At 64.0% G+C, this 16,974-nt stretch carries 16 protein-coding genes; 7 read left to right on the top strand and 9 right to left on the bottom strand.

Going from position 1 to position 16,974, the window contains the following annotated elements:
* The first annotated feature begins 109 nt into the window (after window positions 1–109).
* From DKW65_RS06635 to DKW65_RS06620, 4 genes are all read left to right on the top strand, one after another.
* Complete coding sequence (locus DKW65_RS06635) at window positions 110–1,435, top strand: MATE family efflux transporter (protein WP_111656510.1); 1,326 nt, start codon at window positions 110–112, stop codon at window positions 1,433–1,435.
* A gap of 57 nt (window positions 1,436–1,492) precedes the next feature.
* Window positions 1,493–1,723: a DUF2970 domain-containing protein gene (locus DKW65_RS06630; RefSeq protein ID WP_111656509.1), complete on the top strand. Its 231-nt coding sequence runs from the start codon at window positions 1,493–1,495 to the stop codon at window positions 1,721–1,723.
* 166 nt (window positions 1,724–1,889) lie between these two features.
* Window positions 1,890–3,551 (top strand): nitrite/sulfite reductase, encoded by a 1,662-nt coding sequence (locus DKW65_RS06625; protein WP_111656508.1) that lies wholly within the window; start codon window positions 1,890–1,892, stop codon window positions 3,549–3,551.
* A complete protein-coding gene (locus DKW65_RS06620) occupies window positions 3,535–4,029 on the top strand; it encodes a DUF934 domain-containing protein (RefSeq protein WP_111656507.1) in 495 nt (164 codons plus the stop codon). Before DKW65_RS06625 ends, DKW65_RS06620 begins: the two co-directional genes overlap by 17 nt.
* Window positions 4,030–4,091: 62 nt before the next feature.
* Here the strand turns inward: DKW65_RS06620 and DKW65_RS06615 are convergent, their stop codons facing one another.
* From DKW65_RS06615 to DKW65_RS06575, 9 genes are all read right to left on the bottom strand, one after another.
* On the bottom strand, window positions 4,092–5,057 hold the full coding sequence (locus tag DKW65_RS06615; protein WP_111656506.1) for a zinc transporter ZntB: 966 nt from the start codon (window positions 5,055–5,057) through the stop codon (window positions 4,092–4,094).
* A 24-nt stretch (window positions 5,058–5,081) separates the two neighbouring features.
* Complete coding sequence (locus DKW65_RS06610; RefSeq protein ID WP_111656505.1) at window positions 5,082–6,083, bottom strand: YhdH/YhfP family quinone oxidoreductase; 1,002 nt, start codon at window positions 6,081–6,083, stop codon at window positions 5,082–5,084.
* Between the two features lie 3 nt (window positions 6,084–6,086).
* A complete protein-coding gene (gene sohB, locus DKW65_RS06605; RefSeq protein WP_245932410.1) occupies window positions 6,087–7,142 on the bottom strand; it encodes a protease SohB in 1,056 nt (351 codons plus the stop codon).
* A gap of 20 nt (window positions 7,143–7,162) precedes the next feature.
* The gene (locus DKW65_RS06600) at window positions 7,163–7,801 is read right to left on the bottom strand and encodes a hypothetical protein (RefSeq protein ID WP_111656504.1); all 639 of its coding nucleotides are present in this window, start codon (window positions 7,799–7,801) and stop codon (window positions 7,163–7,165) included.
* Window positions 7,798–8,646 carry an NAD(+) diphosphatase gene (nudC, locus tag DKW65_RS06595; protein ID WP_111656503.1) on the bottom strand — a complete coding sequence of 283 codons (849 nt, stop codon included), beginning with the start codon at window positions 8,644–8,646 and terminating at the stop codon, window positions 7,798–7,800. The genes DKW65_RS06600 and nudC overlap by 4 nt, the downstream gene beginning before the upstream one ends.
* Window positions 8,646–10,346: a FimL-related protein gene (locus DKW65_RS06590; protein WP_111656502.1), complete on the bottom strand. Its 1,701-nt coding sequence runs from the start codon at window positions 10,344–10,346 to the stop codon at window positions 8,646–8,648. Before DKW65_RS06590 ends, nudC begins: the two co-directional genes overlap by 1 nt.
* Window positions 10,347–10,455: 109 nt before the next feature.
* On the bottom strand, window positions 10,456–11,184 hold the full coding sequence (gene dnaQ, locus DKW65_RS06585) for a DNA polymerase III subunit epsilon (protein ID WP_111656501.1): 729 nt from the start codon (window positions 11,182–11,184) through the stop codon (window positions 10,456–10,458).
* Window positions 11,181–11,633: a ribonuclease HI gene (gene rnhA, locus DKW65_RS06580; RefSeq protein WP_111656500.1), complete on the bottom strand. Its 453-nt coding sequence runs from the start codon at window positions 11,631–11,633 to the stop codon at window positions 11,181–11,183. Before rnhA ends, dnaQ begins: the two co-directional genes overlap by 4 nt.
* A 16-nt stretch (window positions 11,634–11,649) precedes the next feature.
* The gene (locus tag DKW65_RS06575) at window positions 11,650–12,432 is read right to left on the bottom strand and encodes a class I SAM-dependent methyltransferase (protein WP_111656499.1); all 783 of its coding nucleotides are present in this window, start codon (window positions 12,430–12,432) and stop codon (window positions 11,650–11,652) included.
* 82 nt (window positions 12,433–12,514) lie between these two features.
* On the opposite strand from DKW65_RS06575, the gene gloB reads away from it, so the two are divergent.
* The 3 genes from gloB to DKW65_RS06560 all read left to right on the top strand — a co-directional run bounded on the left by gloB (window position 12,515) and on the right by DKW65_RS06560 (window position 16,961).
* Complete coding sequence (gene gloB, locus DKW65_RS06570) at window positions 12,515–13,312, top strand: hydroxyacylglutathione hydrolase (protein WP_111656498.1); 798 nt, start codon at window positions 12,515–12,517, stop codon at window positions 13,310–13,312.
* 137 nt (window positions 13,313–13,449) lie between these two features.
* Window positions 13,450–15,048 (top strand): LysM peptidoglycan-binding domain-containing protein, encoded by a 1,599-nt coding sequence (locus DKW65_RS06565; protein WP_111656497.1) that lies wholly within the window; start codon window positions 13,450–13,452, stop codon window positions 15,046–15,048.
* Window positions 15,049–15,104: 56 nt separating this feature from the next.
* Window positions 15,105–16,961 carry an extracellular solute-binding protein gene (locus tag DKW65_RS06560; protein ID WP_111656496.1) on the top strand — a complete coding sequence of 619 codons (1,857 nt, stop codon included), beginning with the start codon at window positions 15,105–15,107 and terminating at the stop codon, window positions 16,959–16,961.
* The last annotated feature ends 13 nt before the right edge of the window (window positions 16,962–16,974 follow it).

The raw sequence follows: 16,974 nt of genomic DNA, 5'->3' as shown, positions 1-16,974 counted from the left end.
CCCGAGTATTTTAGTCAAGTATAGCACAGAAGCAAGTGAGCCCCGGGGCCCACTCTGTTATCCTTGCGCGCCGATTGTACCCGCCCTGCCCGGTCCGACTGGAGCCTTCATGCTCGACGCTGTACGCAGCCGCCGCATCCTTGCCCTTGCCCTGCCCATCATGGGCGCCATGGCCAGCCAGAGTCTGCTGAATCTGGTGGACGCCGCCATGGTCGGCAGCCTGGGCGGTGAAGCCCTGGCCGCTGTCGGCCTGGGCGGCTATGCGAACTTCATGGCCATCAGCCTGGTGCTGGGTCTCGGTGCAGGTGTCCAGGCCATGGTGGCGCGGCGCAAGGGTGAAGGCGATCCGACAGTCTATGCGGTGCCGCTGAATGCCGGGCTGCTGATCGGGATGGCGCTGTCGGTGCCTATCCTGCTGTTCTTCTGGCAATTTTCCGCTGACCTGATGGCGGTGCTGGCGGCCGATGATGCCGTGCAGGCGCTGGCCGAGCCCTATCTGCTGGCGCGGATCTGCGGGGTGTTTGCGGTGGCGATGAACTTCAGTTACCGCGGCTACTGGAACGGCATCAACCGATCCGGGGTTTACCTGCGCACGCTGGTCTCCGTGCATGTGCTGAACGTGATTATCAGCTATGGCCTGATCTTCGGCGCTTTCGGGCTGCCTGAGCTGGGCAGCACCGGGGCGGGCATCGGGACCACCCTGGCGTTGTATTTCGGCAGCCTGCTGTATTTCATCCAGACCTGGCGCGAAGGCCGGGTGCACGGCTTCATGGTGGCGCGGCCGGCGCGCACGACCCTGCTCAATATCTTGCGGGTCGCCGCGCCGCAGTCGGTGCAGCAGCTGCTGTTTTCGGCCGGGCTGGTAGTGTTGTTCTGGATCATCGGGCGCATTGGCACCCAGGAAGTGGCGGTAGCCCATGTGCTGATCACGCTGGTGCTGTTTCTGATCCTGCCGGCCATCGGGCTGGGGCTGTCGGCCACCTCGCTGGTCGGCCAGGCGCTGGGGCGGCGTGAGCCGGAGGATGCCTACCGCTGGGGCTGGGACGTCACGCGGCTGGCCATGATCCTGCTGTTCCTGATGGCATTGCCCATGTGGCTGGTGCCGGATCTGATACTGGGCATCTTCCTGCGCGAGCCCGAGCTGGTGGAGTTGGGCCGCCTGCCGCTGATGATCACCGGGCTGGCGATCTGCCTGGATGGCATTGCCATCGTCTTTACCCAGGCGCTGCTGGGCGCCGGGGCAGCGCGCTCGGTGATGCTGGTCACGCTGTGCGTACAGTGGTGTTTCTTTTTGCCGCTGGCCTATATCATCGGGCCCGTGCTGGGCGGTGGCTTGCTGGGCGTCTGGATCCTGCAGGCCGGGCAGCGGCTGGTCACATCGCTCTTGCTGGGGCGTCTGTGGATGCGCCGCCAGTGGGTCGACATCCGGCTATAACGGCCTGACTATAGAAGGGCAACACAGGATGAGGGCAGCAATGTGAGCGAGGCAGACATGAACGAGCATCGGCAGGAGCACGATCAGGAGGAACAGGACAAACCGAACGTCTTCCAGGTCATCTGGAGTGTTCTGGCGGCGCTGTTCGGCGTACAGAGCGGTCGTAACCGCGAGCGCGACTTCCGCCAGGGCAAGGCCAGCGACTATATCATTGTCTATGTGTTCCTGGTGGTCGCGCTGGTGGTGGGCATGATCCTGACCGTGAATATCGTGCTTTCAGGCACCTGAGCCACCCTGGCGAAGTACCATATCGCATAAGCTTATGGCCATATATTACTTTTCTGAATAAGCCCGCTTTGCTACAGTGCGGCGCCTCCGGCGACTGCGTTACACTGTGCGTACGCCTTCTGCCGGAGCTATCGGCAGCCACGAGACAGGGTGAACCCCCGACGCCATGTACGTATACCGACCCCATGACAAGCAGCTCCTGAGTGAGCGGGTAGCGCAATTCCGGGATCAGACCCGGCGCTATCTCGACGGCCAGTTGAGCAACGATGAATTCCTGCCCCTGCGACTGCAGAACGGGCTCTATATCCAGCGCTATGCGCCGATGCTGCGGGTTTCCGTGCCCTACGGCATGCTCAGCAGCACCCAGCTGCGCATGCTCGGCCGCATCGCGCGCGAGTGGGACAAGGGCTACGCCCATGTCAGCACGCGCCAGAACATCCAGTACAACTGGCCGGATCTGGAAGACGTGCCGGACATTCTCGCGGCGCTGGCCGAGGTCGAGATGCATGCCATCCAGACCAGCGGCAACTGCATCCGCAACGTGACCACCGATGAATTCGCGGGCATCAACGCCGCCGAAATCGAAGACCCGCGCCCCTGGTGCGAGATCATCCGTCAGTGGGCGACCTTCAACCCTGAATTCGCCTACCTGCCGCGCAAGTTCAAGATTGCGGTCAACGCGGTCCCGGATGCTGATCCGGCGCTGATCGGCGTGCACGATATTGGCGTGCAGGTCGTACATCGCGATGGCGAGACCGGCTTCCGGGTACTGGCGGGCGGCGGCCTGGGCCGGACGCCGATGGTCGGCGAGGTCATCGGCGATTTCGTGCCCTGGCCGCACCTGCTTTCATACCTGGAAGCGATCCTGCGGGTCTACAACAAGTACGGCAACCGCGACAACAAGTACAAGGCACGCATCAAGATTCTGGTGAAGGCGCTGGGCGCCGAAAAATTCCGGGCGCTGACAGAAGCGGAATTTGCCGAGCTGAAAGACGGCCCGATGACGCTGACCGCCGACGAAGTCGACACGATGCGCGGGCATTTTTCCACGCCGGCCTATGACACGGCGCTGGGCCAGCGCCCTGCGGCACTGGAGGAAGCCCTGGCCTCGAACAAGGCCTTCAACCGCTGGTTCCACACCAACGTCACCGCGCACCGGCAACCCGGTTACGCGGCCGTCACCCTGACGCTGAAGAAAACGGGCCGTGCTCCCGGTGATATCACCGATGAAGAACTCGATGCCGTTGCCGACCTGGCCGAGACCTACAGCTTTGCCGAGGCCCGTACCACGCACCAGCAGAACATCGTGCTCGGTGATGTGCGCCAGGATCAGCTGTTCCCGCTGTGGGAAAAGCTGGACGCGCTGGGCTTCGCCACCCCGAACCTGAAGCTGCTGACCGACATGATTGCCTGCCCGGGCGGTGACTTCTGCTCGCTGGCCAACGCCAAGTCGATCCCGATTGCCGAAGCGATCCAGCGTCACTTTGATGACATGGATTATCTGCATGATCTGGGGCCGATCGACGTGAATATTTCCGGCTGCATGAATGCCTGCGGGCATCATCATATCGGCCATATCGGCATTCTCGGGGTCGACAAGAAAGGCCGCGAGTACTACCAGATCACGCTGGGCGGCCGTGGCGACAAGGTCTCGAAAATCGGCGAGAAGCTGGGGCCATCCTTCGACGCCGATCAGGTGGTGCCGGTGATTGCCCGCCTGGTGGATCTGTATGTCGAACAGCGCAAGCCCGACGAGCTGTTTGTCGACACCTACGAGCGTCTGGGCATCGAACCCTTCAAGGAGCGGGCCTATGCCACAGATCATTAAGGACGGCGTGATCGTCGACGACACCTGGCAACGGCTCGACGCGGAGGCGCTGGCCGCACTGCAGGCGCTGCCCGACGGCCCGGTGATCGTGCCGCTGGCCTACTGGCAGGCGCACCGTGAGAGCCTGAAGGCACGCGGTGATGTGGGAGTGTGCCTGGAACCCGGCGAGGAGCCGGCAGCACTGGCGGACGATTTCGCCGCCCTGCCGCTGGTCGCCATCAACTTCCCGGCCTTCAAGGACGGGCGCGGCTATTCCTATGCCCGCGAACTGCGCACCCGCTACGGGTTCAAGGGTGAGGTCCGTGCGGTGGGGGACGTGCTGCGCGATCAGCTGTTCTACATGCAGCGCGTCGGTTTCAATGCCTTTGTCATTCGTGCTGACCGGGATATCCATGACGCCCTGAACGGGCTGCGGGATTTCTCGGTGACCTACCAAGGCGATGTGAACGATCCGCGACCAATCTACCGCCGTCACTGAGCGGTAAACGGGTAGGCTCGCGCGAGCCTGACGGGTTGGGTCGATGGCCACCCCGTCAGGCCCTACAACCACCCCCGCCGCCGCAGCACCGCCACTATCCCGCCACCTACCACCACCAGCATCAGCACGAATACCGGAAACGCCAGTTCCGACTCCGCCTCGGGTATCCCTTCAAGGTTCACCCCGAGCAAACCCGTCAGGAACGTCAGAGGCAGGAAAACGACCGAAAAGATCGCCAGCACATACATACGCCGATTCAACTCATCGGCCAGCCGGTTCGCCAGATCTTCCTGGGCGATATTGGCATGTTCACGCGCCGCATCCAGGTCTTCCAGCAGACGCTGAAGCCGGTCCATAACCTCACGCAAACGCCCGCGCTCCGCGTCAGCAAGAGGGCCGCTGCTGTCCAGCAACCGGGCCAGGGCATCACGTTGCGGCGCCAGATAGCGCCGCAGGATACTCACCCGGCGACGCACCCGGGCGATCTCGTTACGCAGCCCCCTGCTTTGCCGCACCATGGCGACCTCTTCGTAGGTGGCAATCTGCTCTTCCACCTGGTCCACCACGTCTTCCATATACCAGGTAAGCCGATCCGTCAGGTCCACCAGCAGGCTCCAGGTGTCTCCGGGCCCGTTGCCTTGCGCCAGATCCTCCAGCATGTCCGCCACCGACCCCAGCGGGCGGCGCTGAGTGCTGACGATACAGGTCTGCGTCAGCCACAGACGAATGGCAATCATGTCTTCAGGGTGTGCGCCCGGCGTGAGGTTGACACCGCGCAGGTAAACCAGCGTGCCGTCGCGCATGGGCGCCGCCCGCGGCCGAGTCTCCTGCGCCAGCATGGCATCACTGACCAGTGCGGGCAGAGCCATCTGCGCCAGCCATCGGGGGGTGTCAGGGTGGGTATAATCCAGATGCAGCCATAACAGGCCCTGGGCAGGCTGCCAGGCTGCTGCCTCATCCGGGGTGAGCCGACGCCCACCCCCGGCCCCGTCCAGCAAGACTGCATGCACGAGCGCTGCAGCATCCATCAGCGTCTCCCGTTTCTGTCGGGGTTATCCGTTAACGCGCACCAGCACCCGGCCGCGCACGCCTCCGGCAAGAATCCGTTCAAACCAGGCTGGCAGGTCCGCCAGGCCCACCTCCGCTGCCACAATCTGCTCCAGTACCGGCAGGCGCCAGTCTGTGGCCAGCCGCTGCCAGACCGCCGTCTTGGCCGCCAGCGGCTGCTCTACGCTGTCGACGCCCAGCAGGCGCACGTTACGCAGAATGAACGGGAACACCGTCAACGGCAGATCGGTGCTGGCAGCCAGTCCGCAACAGGCGACGCTGCCGCCATAAGCGGTGGACTTGATGACACTGGCCAAAGGCTCGCCGCCGAGGGTATCCACGGCACCGGCCCAGCGTGGCTTCAGCATCGGCCGGGCAGATGACTCGCCGAACAGCGCATCCCGGTCCAGACAGGATGCCGCGCCCAGAGCCCTGAGCCAGTCATGGGCATCCGCCTTGCCAGTCCCCGCCACCACGGTAAAACCGAGGTGCGCCAGCAGCGCCACCGCCAGGGAACCCACGCCCCCCGTGGCCCCGGTGACCAGGATATCACCGTCTTCCGGCGCCACCCCGCTGTCCAGCAACGCCTGCACGCACAAGCCCGCTGTCAGTCCGGCGGTGCCCAGCAACATGGCGTCGCGTGCCTTCAGACCCTCCGGCAGACGCACCACCCAGGCCGCAGGCACGCGAATATATTCACCGTAGCCCCCGGCGGTGTTCATGCCCAGATCGTAACCGGTGACCATCACCGCCGCGCCCTCGGCGAAGGTGCCGCTGGCATCACTGACCACCAGGCCCGCCGCGTCGATACCCGGCGTGTGCGGGTACCGGCGCGTCACGCCCTTGTTGCCGCTGGCCGACAACGCATCCTTGAAGTTCAGCGATGACCATTGCACGCGTATCAGCACATCGCCTTCAGGCAGATCATCCAGGGAACGCTGCACCAGCTCTGTCCGGTAGCGGCCGTCCTGTTCGGTGGTCAGCAGTGCAGCAAAGGGATCACTCATGATTTACCACCAGCGTCGTGCGCCACGATGAAACCAGCGCTCCATGACCCGTTCGAGGCTGCCCTCGAACGCCAGACCCAGACGCTCCGCCAGCTTCTGGCGCGTATGCCAGCTTACCTCGTAGACGTCCGCCTCCTTGCAGCGCGTCAGCAGGTATTCATCACTGGTCTGCAAGTCATCCACCAGACCGATATCTTTGGCCCGGGTCCCGAACCAGTGTTCGCCGGTGGCAATCTGCGCGATATCGAGATTGCGGCGATGCTCGCGGACAAACTCCTTGAACAGCAGGTGGGTGTCCTCCAGCTCTTCCTGGAATTTCTCGCGGTCCTTGTCCGTATTCTCGCCAAACATGGTCAGGGTGCGTTTGTATTCGCCAGCGGTCATCAACTCGACATCCACATCGTGCTTGCGCAACAAGCGGTGGAAGTTGGGGATCTGTGCCACCACACCTATCGAGCCGACAATGGCGAAGGGCGCTGCAACAATGCGGTCGGCAATACAGGCCATCATGTAGCCGCCACTGGCCGCCACCTTGTCCACACAAACCGTCAGGCGCACGCCCTGATTACGGATACGGCGCAGCTGTGATGACGCCAGCCCGTAGGCATGCACCAGACCACCGGGGCTTTCCAGGCGCAGCACGACTTCGTCTTTCTTGTCCGCCGCTTCCAGTACGGCGGTGATTTCCCGACGCAGGTTGTCCACGGCGCTGGCCTGGACATCGCCATCAAAATCCAGCACGAAAACACGCGCCTTGCGGTCTGCCGCCATGGCACCGGCCTTGCGCGCCGCCTTCTGCCGGGCCTTTTCTTCCTTGCGTTGCTGCTTGCGAGCCGCCTTGCGTTCTGCATCGGGCAACACCGCATGACGCAGGTTATCGCGCAGGCTCTCCATTTCATCGTTCAGATGCCGTACGCGCAGGTCGCCCTGCTCATCCTGATGCTGGCCACGCTGCCGTGCCGCGGCACTGATGACGCCGCCCACCACAAACAGGATGGCAAACGCCAACGTGGCCACCTTGGCCAGGAACAGCCCGTAGTCCGTGAAAAACTCGATCACTCAATGCTCCTTTAATGACACTACTGCAGCATCGCCGCTTCGGCGCTGCTGTTGAGAGGACGGCCTTCAAGGCGACCGCGCTGGAAGACCACCTCGAAGATGGCGCCATCTGCCATCGGCAGAAAAGCGGCGCTCAGGGTGGTGCCACTGAGCAACAGGCTGCCTTCACTGGCCCCGCGCCAGATATCGAACACCACCGGGGGGCTGTGGATGTCGTGGGTTGTGGATTCCCGCGAGCGCTGGTCTTCCAGCGCCAGGTAACGCCCCTGGATGCGATCCAGCTGATAACCGGGGCCCGCACCCACCAGCGCCAGCAGGCCTTTCCAGTGCAGCACGCGGGTATCCAGCTGCCACAGGTCGCCGCGCAGGGCGTAATCATGGCTGTCTCCGCCCGGCAGTGCCACCGTGGCGACAAAGTTCTGCGGCCCCAGCGCCCGGAAGCTGACCGTGGCCAGCGGCACCTCTGCGCGCAAGGCGTTATAACTGTAGAGATTCAGTGCCAGAATCGACAGGTAGACGGCGCCACCCAGCATCAGCAGACCCGCCGTGCCCTTGAGCCACTGCAACAGCCACTGCTGGCGCAGCAGCACCCAGGCACCCAGTGCCACCAGCAGCAGACTGACCACGATCATGACGATCGGTACGCCCGAAAAACTCATGTTTCCTCTCTCCTTCCCCGCCGTCGCCGCACCCAGTCTTCAATCAATGCCCGGGCAATACTGCCGGTGGGCGGTATGGGCGGCAAGTCATCATAGTGCCACCAGTGTGCCTCGACGATCTCTTCGCCATCGACCTCGATATCACCACCGGCATACTCTGCATGAAAACCGAGCATCAGGGCATGCGGAAAAGGCCAGGACTGGCTGGCGTAGTAACGCAGTGGCCCCAGGGACAGACGCGTCTCTTCCCAGACCTCCCGATGCACCGCCTGTTCCGCGCTTTCCCCGGCCTCGATAAATCCGGCAAGGCAGCTGAAAAAGCGCGCCGGAAACCGCGCCGCACGCGCCAGCAGCGCTTCATCACCACGGGTCACCAGGGCAATCACACAGGGCGAAATACGGGGGTACTGAGTGTACCCGCAGGCCGGACAGGTCATGGCCCGGTCGTGGTCATGATTGTGGGCGGGCGTGCCGCACCGTGAACAGAAGCGATGATTGCGATGCCAGGTGACCACCTGAGAGGCACGCCCGGCCATCGCGAAAGTCATTTCATCGAGTTGCCCCAGCAAACGCCGCAACTGCTCCAGGTAGAAACCGGCCGGCACTCGTGAGGTATCGTCCAGCGCCACCGCGTAGCAATGCTGCTGGCGCAAGCGACCGAGGTACTGAGGGGGCAGATCATCCAGACCGAACAGACCGAGATGAGGCGCTTCCGGCAGCAGCGGCAGGGCCGGGTCTTCACAGACCAGCAGCCGACCATCGCCTATCACGAACCAGAGCGCCGGGCCGTCGGCCTCCGCAGGCGCATTGCTGGCAAATTCCAGATCCGGGTGATGCGGTTGCATCAGGCCGTTTCCGCCACCGGCCGCCGTACCGGCACGCCGAGTTCGGCCAGGCTCTCATCGGCCACATCCAGCACGGCGTCACCGATCGGCTTGTACTCTTCGATGCTCTCCAGATAGTAGTCGATGCTACTGATCGCATCGGCCAGGGTCTCCATCTGCTCGCGCGCAGGCACACTGCTGCTCTCGGCCAGCAGACTGCCTTCGATATAGGTGCGGCAGCCCTCCACGATGGCCTTGGCCCGGGCGAGCTCAAGGAATGTCAGCCCACCGGCCACCCCACCCAGCACCGCCGGCACATTGCTCAGATGCATGCGATCACCGCCGCTGTCGATATAGCTGCTCAGGGAACGCTTGGTCAGCGATACCCCGGCGCGGCATTCCGCCACTACCGTCATGCGTGCTTCATCCAACTGATAAAGGGAGATGCGGCTGTTACGCACTTCGCGGTTGATATCGTCCGCCGGGGCAAACTTGCGCTCCAGGGTGGCCACGGCGTTTTCCACGGTCAGCAGGTCATCCACCAGCCCCTGGAACGCCATACCTTCCAGATCCAGGGACTCCGGCCGCCAGCGTCGCACCTCTGCAGCACGCTTGCGCATCAGATCGGCCTCACTGGTCTGCCCCACCATCACCAGCGAACCGGACAGCCGCAGCAGCGTGTCGCTGAGTTCATCGTAGTTGGTGTCGGCGGCGCCCTGGGCCGCCATATCCAGCGTTGTCTGGATATCCCGCAGCTCTTCCTTGAGAGCCACCGCGACGGTGCGGATGACCGAACCGCTGGCGCCGCTCATCAGCGCCAGCTCTTCCTGAAGCACCGCGTCGGTCATGGCCGGTTTCACATCGAAGGCACGCTTGATCTCTCCGATCACCCCGTCGGAATGACTGCACAGGGAGACCACATAGACACTTTCCTTGATCAACAGCAGCGGAATATCGGCATCCAGGGCCTGCTCGCCCTCATACACCAGACGCTTGATCTGCCGGTCATACTGGGAAAGCAGCGCCTTGCGCGCCGGCGTCATGATCATGCCGTCGCTGAGCATGGCTTCCACGGCGCCCCGGGCCACCCACCACAAACGGCTGACCGGCGCATTGCCGCACAGCCGGTCGATACGCCCCAGGGCGCGCCCGGCCAGTTTCAGGCTGACCTTGTTGTCGCCCCGCAGTACACCGAGCAGGCCGACCTGATACATGTGCCGCAAACGCCGGCACAAACGCGACACCTCTGCGCGGGCGCTCTTGTTGGGCAAGGCCGGAGGTACCCGCTCGCGCGATACATCAACGCGGAAGAAATGGCTCTCGTGAATCAGGGGTTTGCCCGATGCCCGGCGCAACTCGTTGATCCCGCCGATCAACAGCTCCGGCAAGGTCTGGTTCTTGAGCTGTACGTACTCGAGATAGCGTCCGATCAGCACGATGGCATTGCCCAGCGCCGCCATCTGCGCCTCGCGCCGGGCGGCATTGCGGGGGATGTCCTCGGCCACCAGTTCCATCTCTTCCGCCATCAGCGCAGCGGCTGACAACTCCAGCATCTGGCAGATACCGCGTACCTGGTGGAAGGCTTCTACACAGACACCCAGCTCCCGGGTGCGCGTGACGTCTTCGGAAAACGCCTCCAGCGCAGCCTCGGCCTGCCCCAGCGTAGCATCCAGCTCATCCTTCAGAAACGTGAGAGAGGTGGTGTTGGTAATAGCAACCATGGACTCTCCGTCACCCCTTGAAATTGTTATGGTTCCAACAATGCGTCAACTTTAGCGCCTAAGCAACTGAATTGGCGATAATTTGTTAACCGGCACACATGCCTGATCCTCACTGGCCCGGCGGCTGCCGGGTCCAGAGCGCGCCCTCTTCGCAGGCCTTGCCGAGCGCCGCCAGTTTGGCATCGTGGGCAGCCCGTTCTGCGTCGCTGGCACGCACCACCGTCAGCGCCGGGCGCCCGGCGGGCAAGCGCCGGATCACCTCCGCCTGCGCCTCCCCGCCTGCCGCCGCGTCACTGCCCCCCAGGGACAGGCGTGTCTGCCCCCCGGTCATGATCAGGTAGACATCGGCCAGGATCTGCGCATCCAGCAGGGCGCCGTGCAATTCGCGGTGCGAATTGTCGATGCCATAGCGACGACACAGCGCATCCAGGTTGTTTTTCTGGCCCGGGTGCTTGTTGCGCGCCAGCGCCAGCGTATCCAGCACCGTGCAGCGGTCTTCGATACGCCCGTTCCCTGCGCCCAGCAGGCGCAGTTCATGGTTCAGGAAGCCGATATCAAAGGCTGCGTTGTGGATCACCAGCTCCGCGCCGTCGATATAAGCCAGAAATTCATCTGCCACCTCGCGGAAGGTGGGCTTGTCAGCCAGAAACTCGCGGGTAATGCCGTGCACTTCCAGCGCCCCGTCATCGATATCGCGCTCGGGATTGATGTACAGATGGCAGTCGTTGCCGGTGAGGCGCCGGCCAACCATCTCCACGCAACCGATCTCGATGATCCGGTGGCCTTCGGAGGGCTCCAGGCCAGTGGTTTCGGTATCCAGTACGATCTGTCTGGTCATGACGTCAGGGTTCCCTGCTGCAATTCATCAATACCCCGGTTGGCCAGCTGGTCGGCGCGTTCGTTCTCCGGGTGACCACTGTGGCCCTTGACCCATTTCCACTGGATGGTGTGGCGGGCCGTGGCCTTGTCCAGTTGCTGCCAGATCTCGCCGTTCTTGACCGGCTGCTTGCTGGCGGTTCGCCAGCCATTGCGCTTCCACCCGTGGATCCATTGGGTGATGCCATCAATCACATACTTCGAATCGGTGTACAGGGTAACCTCGCAGGGCTCCTTCAGCGCCTCGAGCGCACGAATCACCGCCATCAGTTCCATCTGGTTATTGGTGGTTTGCGGTACACCGCCATACAGCTCCTTTTCCACCGTACCGCGACGCAGCACCGCGCCCCAGCCGCCGGGGCCCGGATTACCGCGGCAGGCGCCGTCGGTATAGATCTCAACCTGTTTCAATACTGCGACTCCGTTCTTAATCCTGCTCGGTGCTGGTGCGCTGCTGCCAACGCGCCATGGACACCGGGATCACGTTTGGCGCTGCCTGCGGCAGCGCAAAGCGTGGCCGCAGCGGCCGCATCATTGCCGCCCGCTTGCGTGCCACCAGTACATAAAACGCGCCGTGCTGTGTCCAGAAGCGCCCGCCCAGGCGCTCCAGCCAGCTGCGCCGCTCTGGCCGACGCGGCACCCGGGGCCAGCCATGCAGGCTGCTTTCGAAGCCTTCCACCTCGCAGGCCAGTACATGCAGCCAGTCACTGACCCGGTGCGGGCGGATGAAACGGGCAATCCACGGCACCCTGGCCGATGTCAGGCGCAGCAGCCGGGTCAGGCCCCACAGGCTGAGCGGCTGGAAGCCAACCACCACCAGTGCCCCACCGGGTTGCAGTACGCGCGCCGCCTCGCCCAGCAAGAGATGGGGATCATCTTCAAAATCCAGGCTGTGGTGCAACAGGACCAGATCCAGGCTGTTGCGCTGCAGCGGCAACTGCGCGGGCCGCGCGCGGACATCCACCGCACCGTGGCGCCCCAGAGACCAGTGCAGCGGCGCCACGCTCTCATCCAGCAACGGCTGCGGCGCGCCGACGGTACATTGCAGGGCGCGCACACCCGGCAAGCGCGGCAGGACGTCCGCCAGCACAGCCCGCTCGGCGGCCAGCAAACGCTCGCCGAGCGGGCTCTGCAGCCAGCGCTCGAAGGCCGCGCCCGTATCCGGCGGGTGCCTCCGGAAGGGTGTGCGAATGAGTCGGGGAATGCCCATGACCACCTCCTGCCAGTTCTGACTCACAGTCTACCGCAGCTCACCACTGGCGTCGCCGTCAGCGCTTCCCTACCATGGCGGCATGCTGACACTACATCCTGTACCCGCATTTGCTGATAATTACATCTGGGTGCTCGCCGACGCTCAGGGCCAGGCTCTGGTGGTCGATCCCGGCGATGCCGCCCCGGTGATCGATTACCTGACCGACCGGGGGCTTGCGCTGCGTGCCCTGCTGATTACCCACCACCACCCGGACCATGTGGGCGGCATTCACGCCCTGCTGGACGCCGCGCGCGAGCGCGGGGACGGCGAGGTCCCGGTGTATGGCCCGGCCAGCGAGACCATTCCCGGCCGCACTCACGCGCTGGAGGATGGCAACACGGTGACGCTGAGCGCACCGGCGCTGCACTTCCAGGTGCTGCATGTGCCCGGTCACACGCTGGGCCATATCGCCTTCTATACCGCCGACACAGGCCAACCCGTGCTGTTTTGCGGCGACACCCTGTTTGCCGCAGGCTGCGGGCGGCTGTTTGAGGGCACGCCGGCGCAGATGCATGCGTCGCTGCAGCGTCTGGCCGCCCTGCCTGACGATACGCGGGTCTGCTGCGCCCATGAATATACGGTCTCGAACCTGCGTTTTGCCCAGGCGGTGACGCCTGACGATGAAGCCGTGAACCAACGGCTCGCGGACATGGTCCACAAGCGCGAAGCGGGCGACGTCACCCTGCCAGTGACCCTGGCCGACGAGCGTCGCAGCAACCCGTTCCTGCGCGTGGGCGAACCCGCGCTGCAGGCGGCAGCCACGCGCCGGGCCGGACACGCTCTGGACGGTGATACGGCAGTATTTGCCCAGTTGCGTCAGTGGAAAGACCAGTTCTGATGCACGGCGTGAACCGACCGCAGCCCGGCTTGCCCGGGTAAGCAACCGCTACATAGAATGTGGCATCCGAGTTGCATCGGTCATAACAACCATAGACGCGCCCCGACCATCCGGGGCCTGCGGAGTCCTGCCTTACAATGCGATACACACTTCTGATGCTGGGCCTTGTTGGCCTCGGGGTTATCACGACAAGCACGACCGGTTGCAGCCTGCGACCGGCCATTGACGATCTGGATCCCATGCCGGCGGCCACTGAGCTGTCCCCTGACCCGGTGGTGCTCAGCGGCCATCCTGACCCCGATCCGGAAGCCACCCCGAAGAGCGATGCCGACCTGTGGGACCGGGTCCGCGCCGGCTTCAGCCTGGATCTGGACGTGGACAACGACCGGATCACCGCCCAGCGCAACTGGTATGCCCGCCATCAGGGCTACCTCGACCGGGTCGCCACCCGCGCCGAGCGCTATCTGCACCATATCGTCGAGGAAGCCGAGGCCCGCAACATTCCGATGGAAATGGCACTGCTGCCCATCGTCGAGAGCGCCTTTGATCCGTTTGCCTACTCCCATGGCCGCGCTTCCGGTCCCTGGCAGTTCATCCCCTCCACTGGCCGTCACTTCGGCCTGGACCAGGACTGGTGGTCCGATGGCCGTCGCGACATCATCGATTCCACCGACGCCGCGCTGACCTACCTGCAGCAGTTGTCCAACCGCTTTGGCGGTGACTGGCTGCTGGCGCTGGCGTCGTACAACGCCGGTGGCGGCAACGTGAACCGCGCCATTACCCGCAATCGCAATGCCGGCCGCCCCACCGACTACTGGAACCTGCGCCTGCCCGCCGAAACCATGGCCTATGTACCGAAACTGCTGGCATTGGCCCAGATCGTGCGCGATCCGGAAGCGTACGGTGTGACCTTGCAGGCCATCCCCGACACGCCCTACTTCGAAGCCGTGGATATCGGCGGCCAGATGGACCTGGCCCAGGCCGCAGAGATGGCCGAGGTGTCACTGGAAGAAATCTACATGCTGAACCCGGCCTATAACCGCTGGGCCACTTCACCGAACGGCCCGCACCGGCTGCTGGTGCCGGCCGACCGGGCTGAAGCCTTCCGTGAGCGCGTGGCGGGCCTGCCGCCGGAACAGCGCATGCGCTGGGAGCGCTACACCATCGCCCGGGGTGACAGCCTGATCAGCATCGCCAACCGCCACCAGACCACCCCGGAGATGCTGCGCGAAGTGAACCGCCTGCGCGGCAACACCATCGTCGCCGGCAACACTCTGCTCATTCCGCGCCCGGCGCGCGACCCGGACAGCTACACCCTGAGTGCCGAGGCACGTCTGGACGCACGCCAGAACCGTGCTGTCAGCGGCCGCCAGCAGATCACCCATCGGGTCACCAACGGCGACACCCTGTGGGGCCTGTCGCGCCACTACAAGGTCGGCGTGCGCGAGCTGGCCGCCTGGAACCAGATGGCCCCGGGCGACACGCTGCGTGTCGGTCAGGAACTGGCCATCTGGAGCAGCGAGGCCGCGCCGGCCGCGAACAGCAACGGCAATCGCCCCGATATGGTGCGCCGTATCAACTATGCAGTGCGTCGAGGGGACTCCTTGCATGCCATCGCCAACCGCTTCAATGTGTCGGTAAACCAGATCAGCAGCTGGAACAACATTGATCGCAATCGCTTCCTGCAACCGGGGCAACAACTGACGCTGTACGTAGACATCCGCGACGCCCCCTGATCCGGCGTACCGAAGGCCGGCATGACCACGGCAGGACAACAAGGAGAGAGCCGAGGATGACTGTCATGCGACCCGCCATGCACCTGTGGCCCGCCCTGCTGTGGCTGCTGGCGCTCAGCGCGCAGGCCAGCGGGCGGGAAGAGGATCCGGTCACCCGCAGCCACGGTTACAGCCCCTTCGGGGAACTGCGTTATGGCGCTGACTTCGAGCACTTCGATTACGTCAATCCCGACGCGCCCCGAGTCGGCACACTGAAGCTGTTTGGCTTCGGCACCTTCGACAGCCTCAACCCTTATGTCATGACCGGCCGCAGCCTGGCCGGCACCCCGGGGGCCTCGGTGTTCGGCTTTCTGGAGACCACCGATACCCTGCTGATGGGCAGCGGTGCCCATAACCGGGTCGGTGACGAACCCAGCAGCGCCTACGGGCTGATCGCCCATACGGTGGAGTACCCGGCCAGCCTCGACTGGGTGATCTTTCACCTGCGCGAGGAAGCGCGCTTCAACGACGGCACTCCGATTACCGCACAAGACGTTGTCTTTTCCCTTGATCTGCTGCGTGAACAGGGTCATCCACGCTATGCCCTGATGCTCAGCGACGTCACCGGGGCCGAGGTGCTGGACAGCCACCGGGTGCGCTTCACCCTGACCGGTGAAGGGCGCCGGGATCTGCCGCTCGCTCTTGGCGACCTGCCCGTGCTGCCCGCCCATTACTGGGCCGAACGTGACTTCGGCGCCACGCTGGAGCCCCCGGTGGTCAGCAACCCCTACCGCATCGCGCGCGTCCGCCCGGGACGGCAGATCGTGTTTGAACGGGTCGAGGACTACTGGGCCCGCGACCTGCCGGTCAATCGCGGCCGCTACAACTTCGATGAGGTGGTTTTCGATTTCTACCGCGATGCCCAGGTGGGCTTCGAGGCCTTCAAGACCGGCGGCTACGATGTGCATCTGGACTATGTGGCCAAGCACTGGGCCACCGCCTACAGCTTCCCGGCCGTGCGCCGTGGCCGTATCCAGCGGGCCGAAATTCCACACAGTGTGCCCAAGGGCACCCAGGCCTTCTTCATCAACCAGCGCCGCCCGCCACTGCATGATCGCCGTGTGCGCGAGGCCCTGAACCTGCTGTTCGATTTCGAGTGGACCAACCGCGCCATCTTCAACGATGCCTATGCACGCTCCGAGAGCTGGTTCCCGAACAGCCTCAACAGCGCGACCGGTGTGCCCCAGGGACGCGAGCTGGCATTGCTGGAACCCTTCCGCGAGCGCCTGCCCGCCGAACTCTTCACCCGACCTTTCCAGCACCCGCAGGGTGATGGCTCGGGGAACATCCGTGAGCGCATGCAGCAGGCCATCGCGCTGCTGCAAGAGGCCGGTTACCGCATCCAGGGGCGTCATCTGGTACACCGTGACAGCGGGGAACCTTTGCGCCTGGAAATTCTCAATTATCAGACACCCGGTATGGCGCGTGTGGTGGAACCGTATCTGCGCAACCTTGAACGCGTCGGCATCCAGGCCAGTTATCGTCCCCTGGACCCGGCCAGTTACAAGGAGCGCCTCGACCGGTTCGACTACGACATCACGATTTTTGTGTTGCCGCAGCGCGCCTATCCCGGACCGGAACTGCGTGACTACCTGCATTCATCAAGTGCAGACATGGCGGGCAGCCGCAACTATTCACGCATCAGTGACCCGGTAGTGGATGCATTGATAGACGCCAGCATGGCCGCAGAAACTGACGCCGATTACCGCGCTGCCATGCAGGCACTGGACCGCGTGCTACTCTGGCAGCATTATTCAGTGCCGCACTGGTACATTGATCACCACCGGCTGGCATGGTGGGACAAGTTCGGTCGCCCGGATGCGCCCATGCCCTACATACTGGGTACCGAGACCTGGTGGAAAAAAACAGACTAGGGTGACAAGACGT

It is taken from the genome of Isoalcanivorax indicus, from assembly GCF_003259185.1.
GTDB classification, from domain to species: domain Bacteria; phylum Pseudomonadota; class Gammaproteobacteria; order Pseudomonadales; family Alcanivoracaceae; genus Isoalcanivorax; species Isoalcanivorax indicus.
This window is presented reverse-complemented; position numbering and strand designations above follow the sequence as displayed.

What these genes read in the sequence shown, in the direction of transcription:
- DKW65_RS06635 (WP_111656510.1), top strand. Translation starts at nt 110, where the DNA reads ATGCTCGACGCTGTACGCAGCCGCCGCATCCTTGCCCTTGCCCTGCCC.
- DKW65_RS06630 (WP_111656509.1), top strand. Translation starts at nt 1,493, where the DNA reads ATGAACGAGCATCGGCAGGAGCACGATCAGGAGGAACAGGACAAACCG.
- DKW65_RS06625 (WP_111656508.1), top strand. Translation starts at nt 1,890, where the DNA reads ATGTACGTATACCGACCCCATGACAAGCAGCTCCTGAGTGAGCGGGTA.
- DKW65_RS06615 (WP_111656506.1), bottom strand. Translation starts at nt 5,057, where the DNA reads ATGGATGCTGCAGCGCTCGTGCATGCAGTCTTGCTGGACGGGGCCGGG.
- DKW65_RS06560 (WP_111656496.1), top strand. Translation starts at nt 15,105, where the DNA reads ATGACTGTCATGCGACCCGCCATGCACCTGTGGCCCGCCCTGCTGTGG.
- nudC (WP_111656503.1), bottom strand. Translation starts at nt 8,646, where the DNA reads ATGCAACCGCATCACCCGGATCTGGAATTTGCCAGCAATGCGCCTGCG.
- DKW65_RS06575 (WP_111656499.1), bottom strand. Translation starts at nt 12,432, where the DNA reads ATGGGCATTCCCCGACTCATTCGCACACCCTTCCGGAGGCACCCGCCG.
- DKW65_RS06590 (WP_111656502.1), bottom strand. Translation starts at nt 10,346, where the DNA reads ATGGTTGCTATTACCAACACCACCTCTCTCACGTTTCTGAAGGATGAG.
- DKW65_RS06620 (WP_111656507.1), top strand. Translation starts at nt 3,535, where the DNA reads ATGCCACAGATCATTAAGGACGGCGTGATCGTCGACGACACCTGGCAA.
- DKW65_RS06600 (WP_111656504.1), bottom strand. Translation starts at nt 7,801, where the DNA reads ATGAGTTTTTCGGGCGTACCGATCGTCATGATCGTGGTCAGTCTGCTG.
- DKW65_RS06610 (WP_111656505.1), bottom strand. Translation starts at nt 6,083, where the DNA reads ATGAGTGATCCCTTTGCTGCACTGCTGACCACCGAACAGGACGGCCGC.
- DKW65_RS06565 (WP_111656497.1), top strand. Translation starts at nt 13,450, where the DNA reads ATGCGATACACACTTCTGATGCTGGGCCTTGTTGGCCTCGGGGTTATC.
- dnaQ (WP_111656501.1), bottom strand. Translation starts at nt 11,184, where the DNA reads ATGACCAGACAGATCGTACTGGATACCGAAACCACTGGCCTGGAGCCC.
- gloB (WP_111656498.1), top strand. Translation starts at nt 12,515, where the DNA reads ATGCTGACACTACATCCTGTACCCGCATTTGCTGATAATTACATCTGG.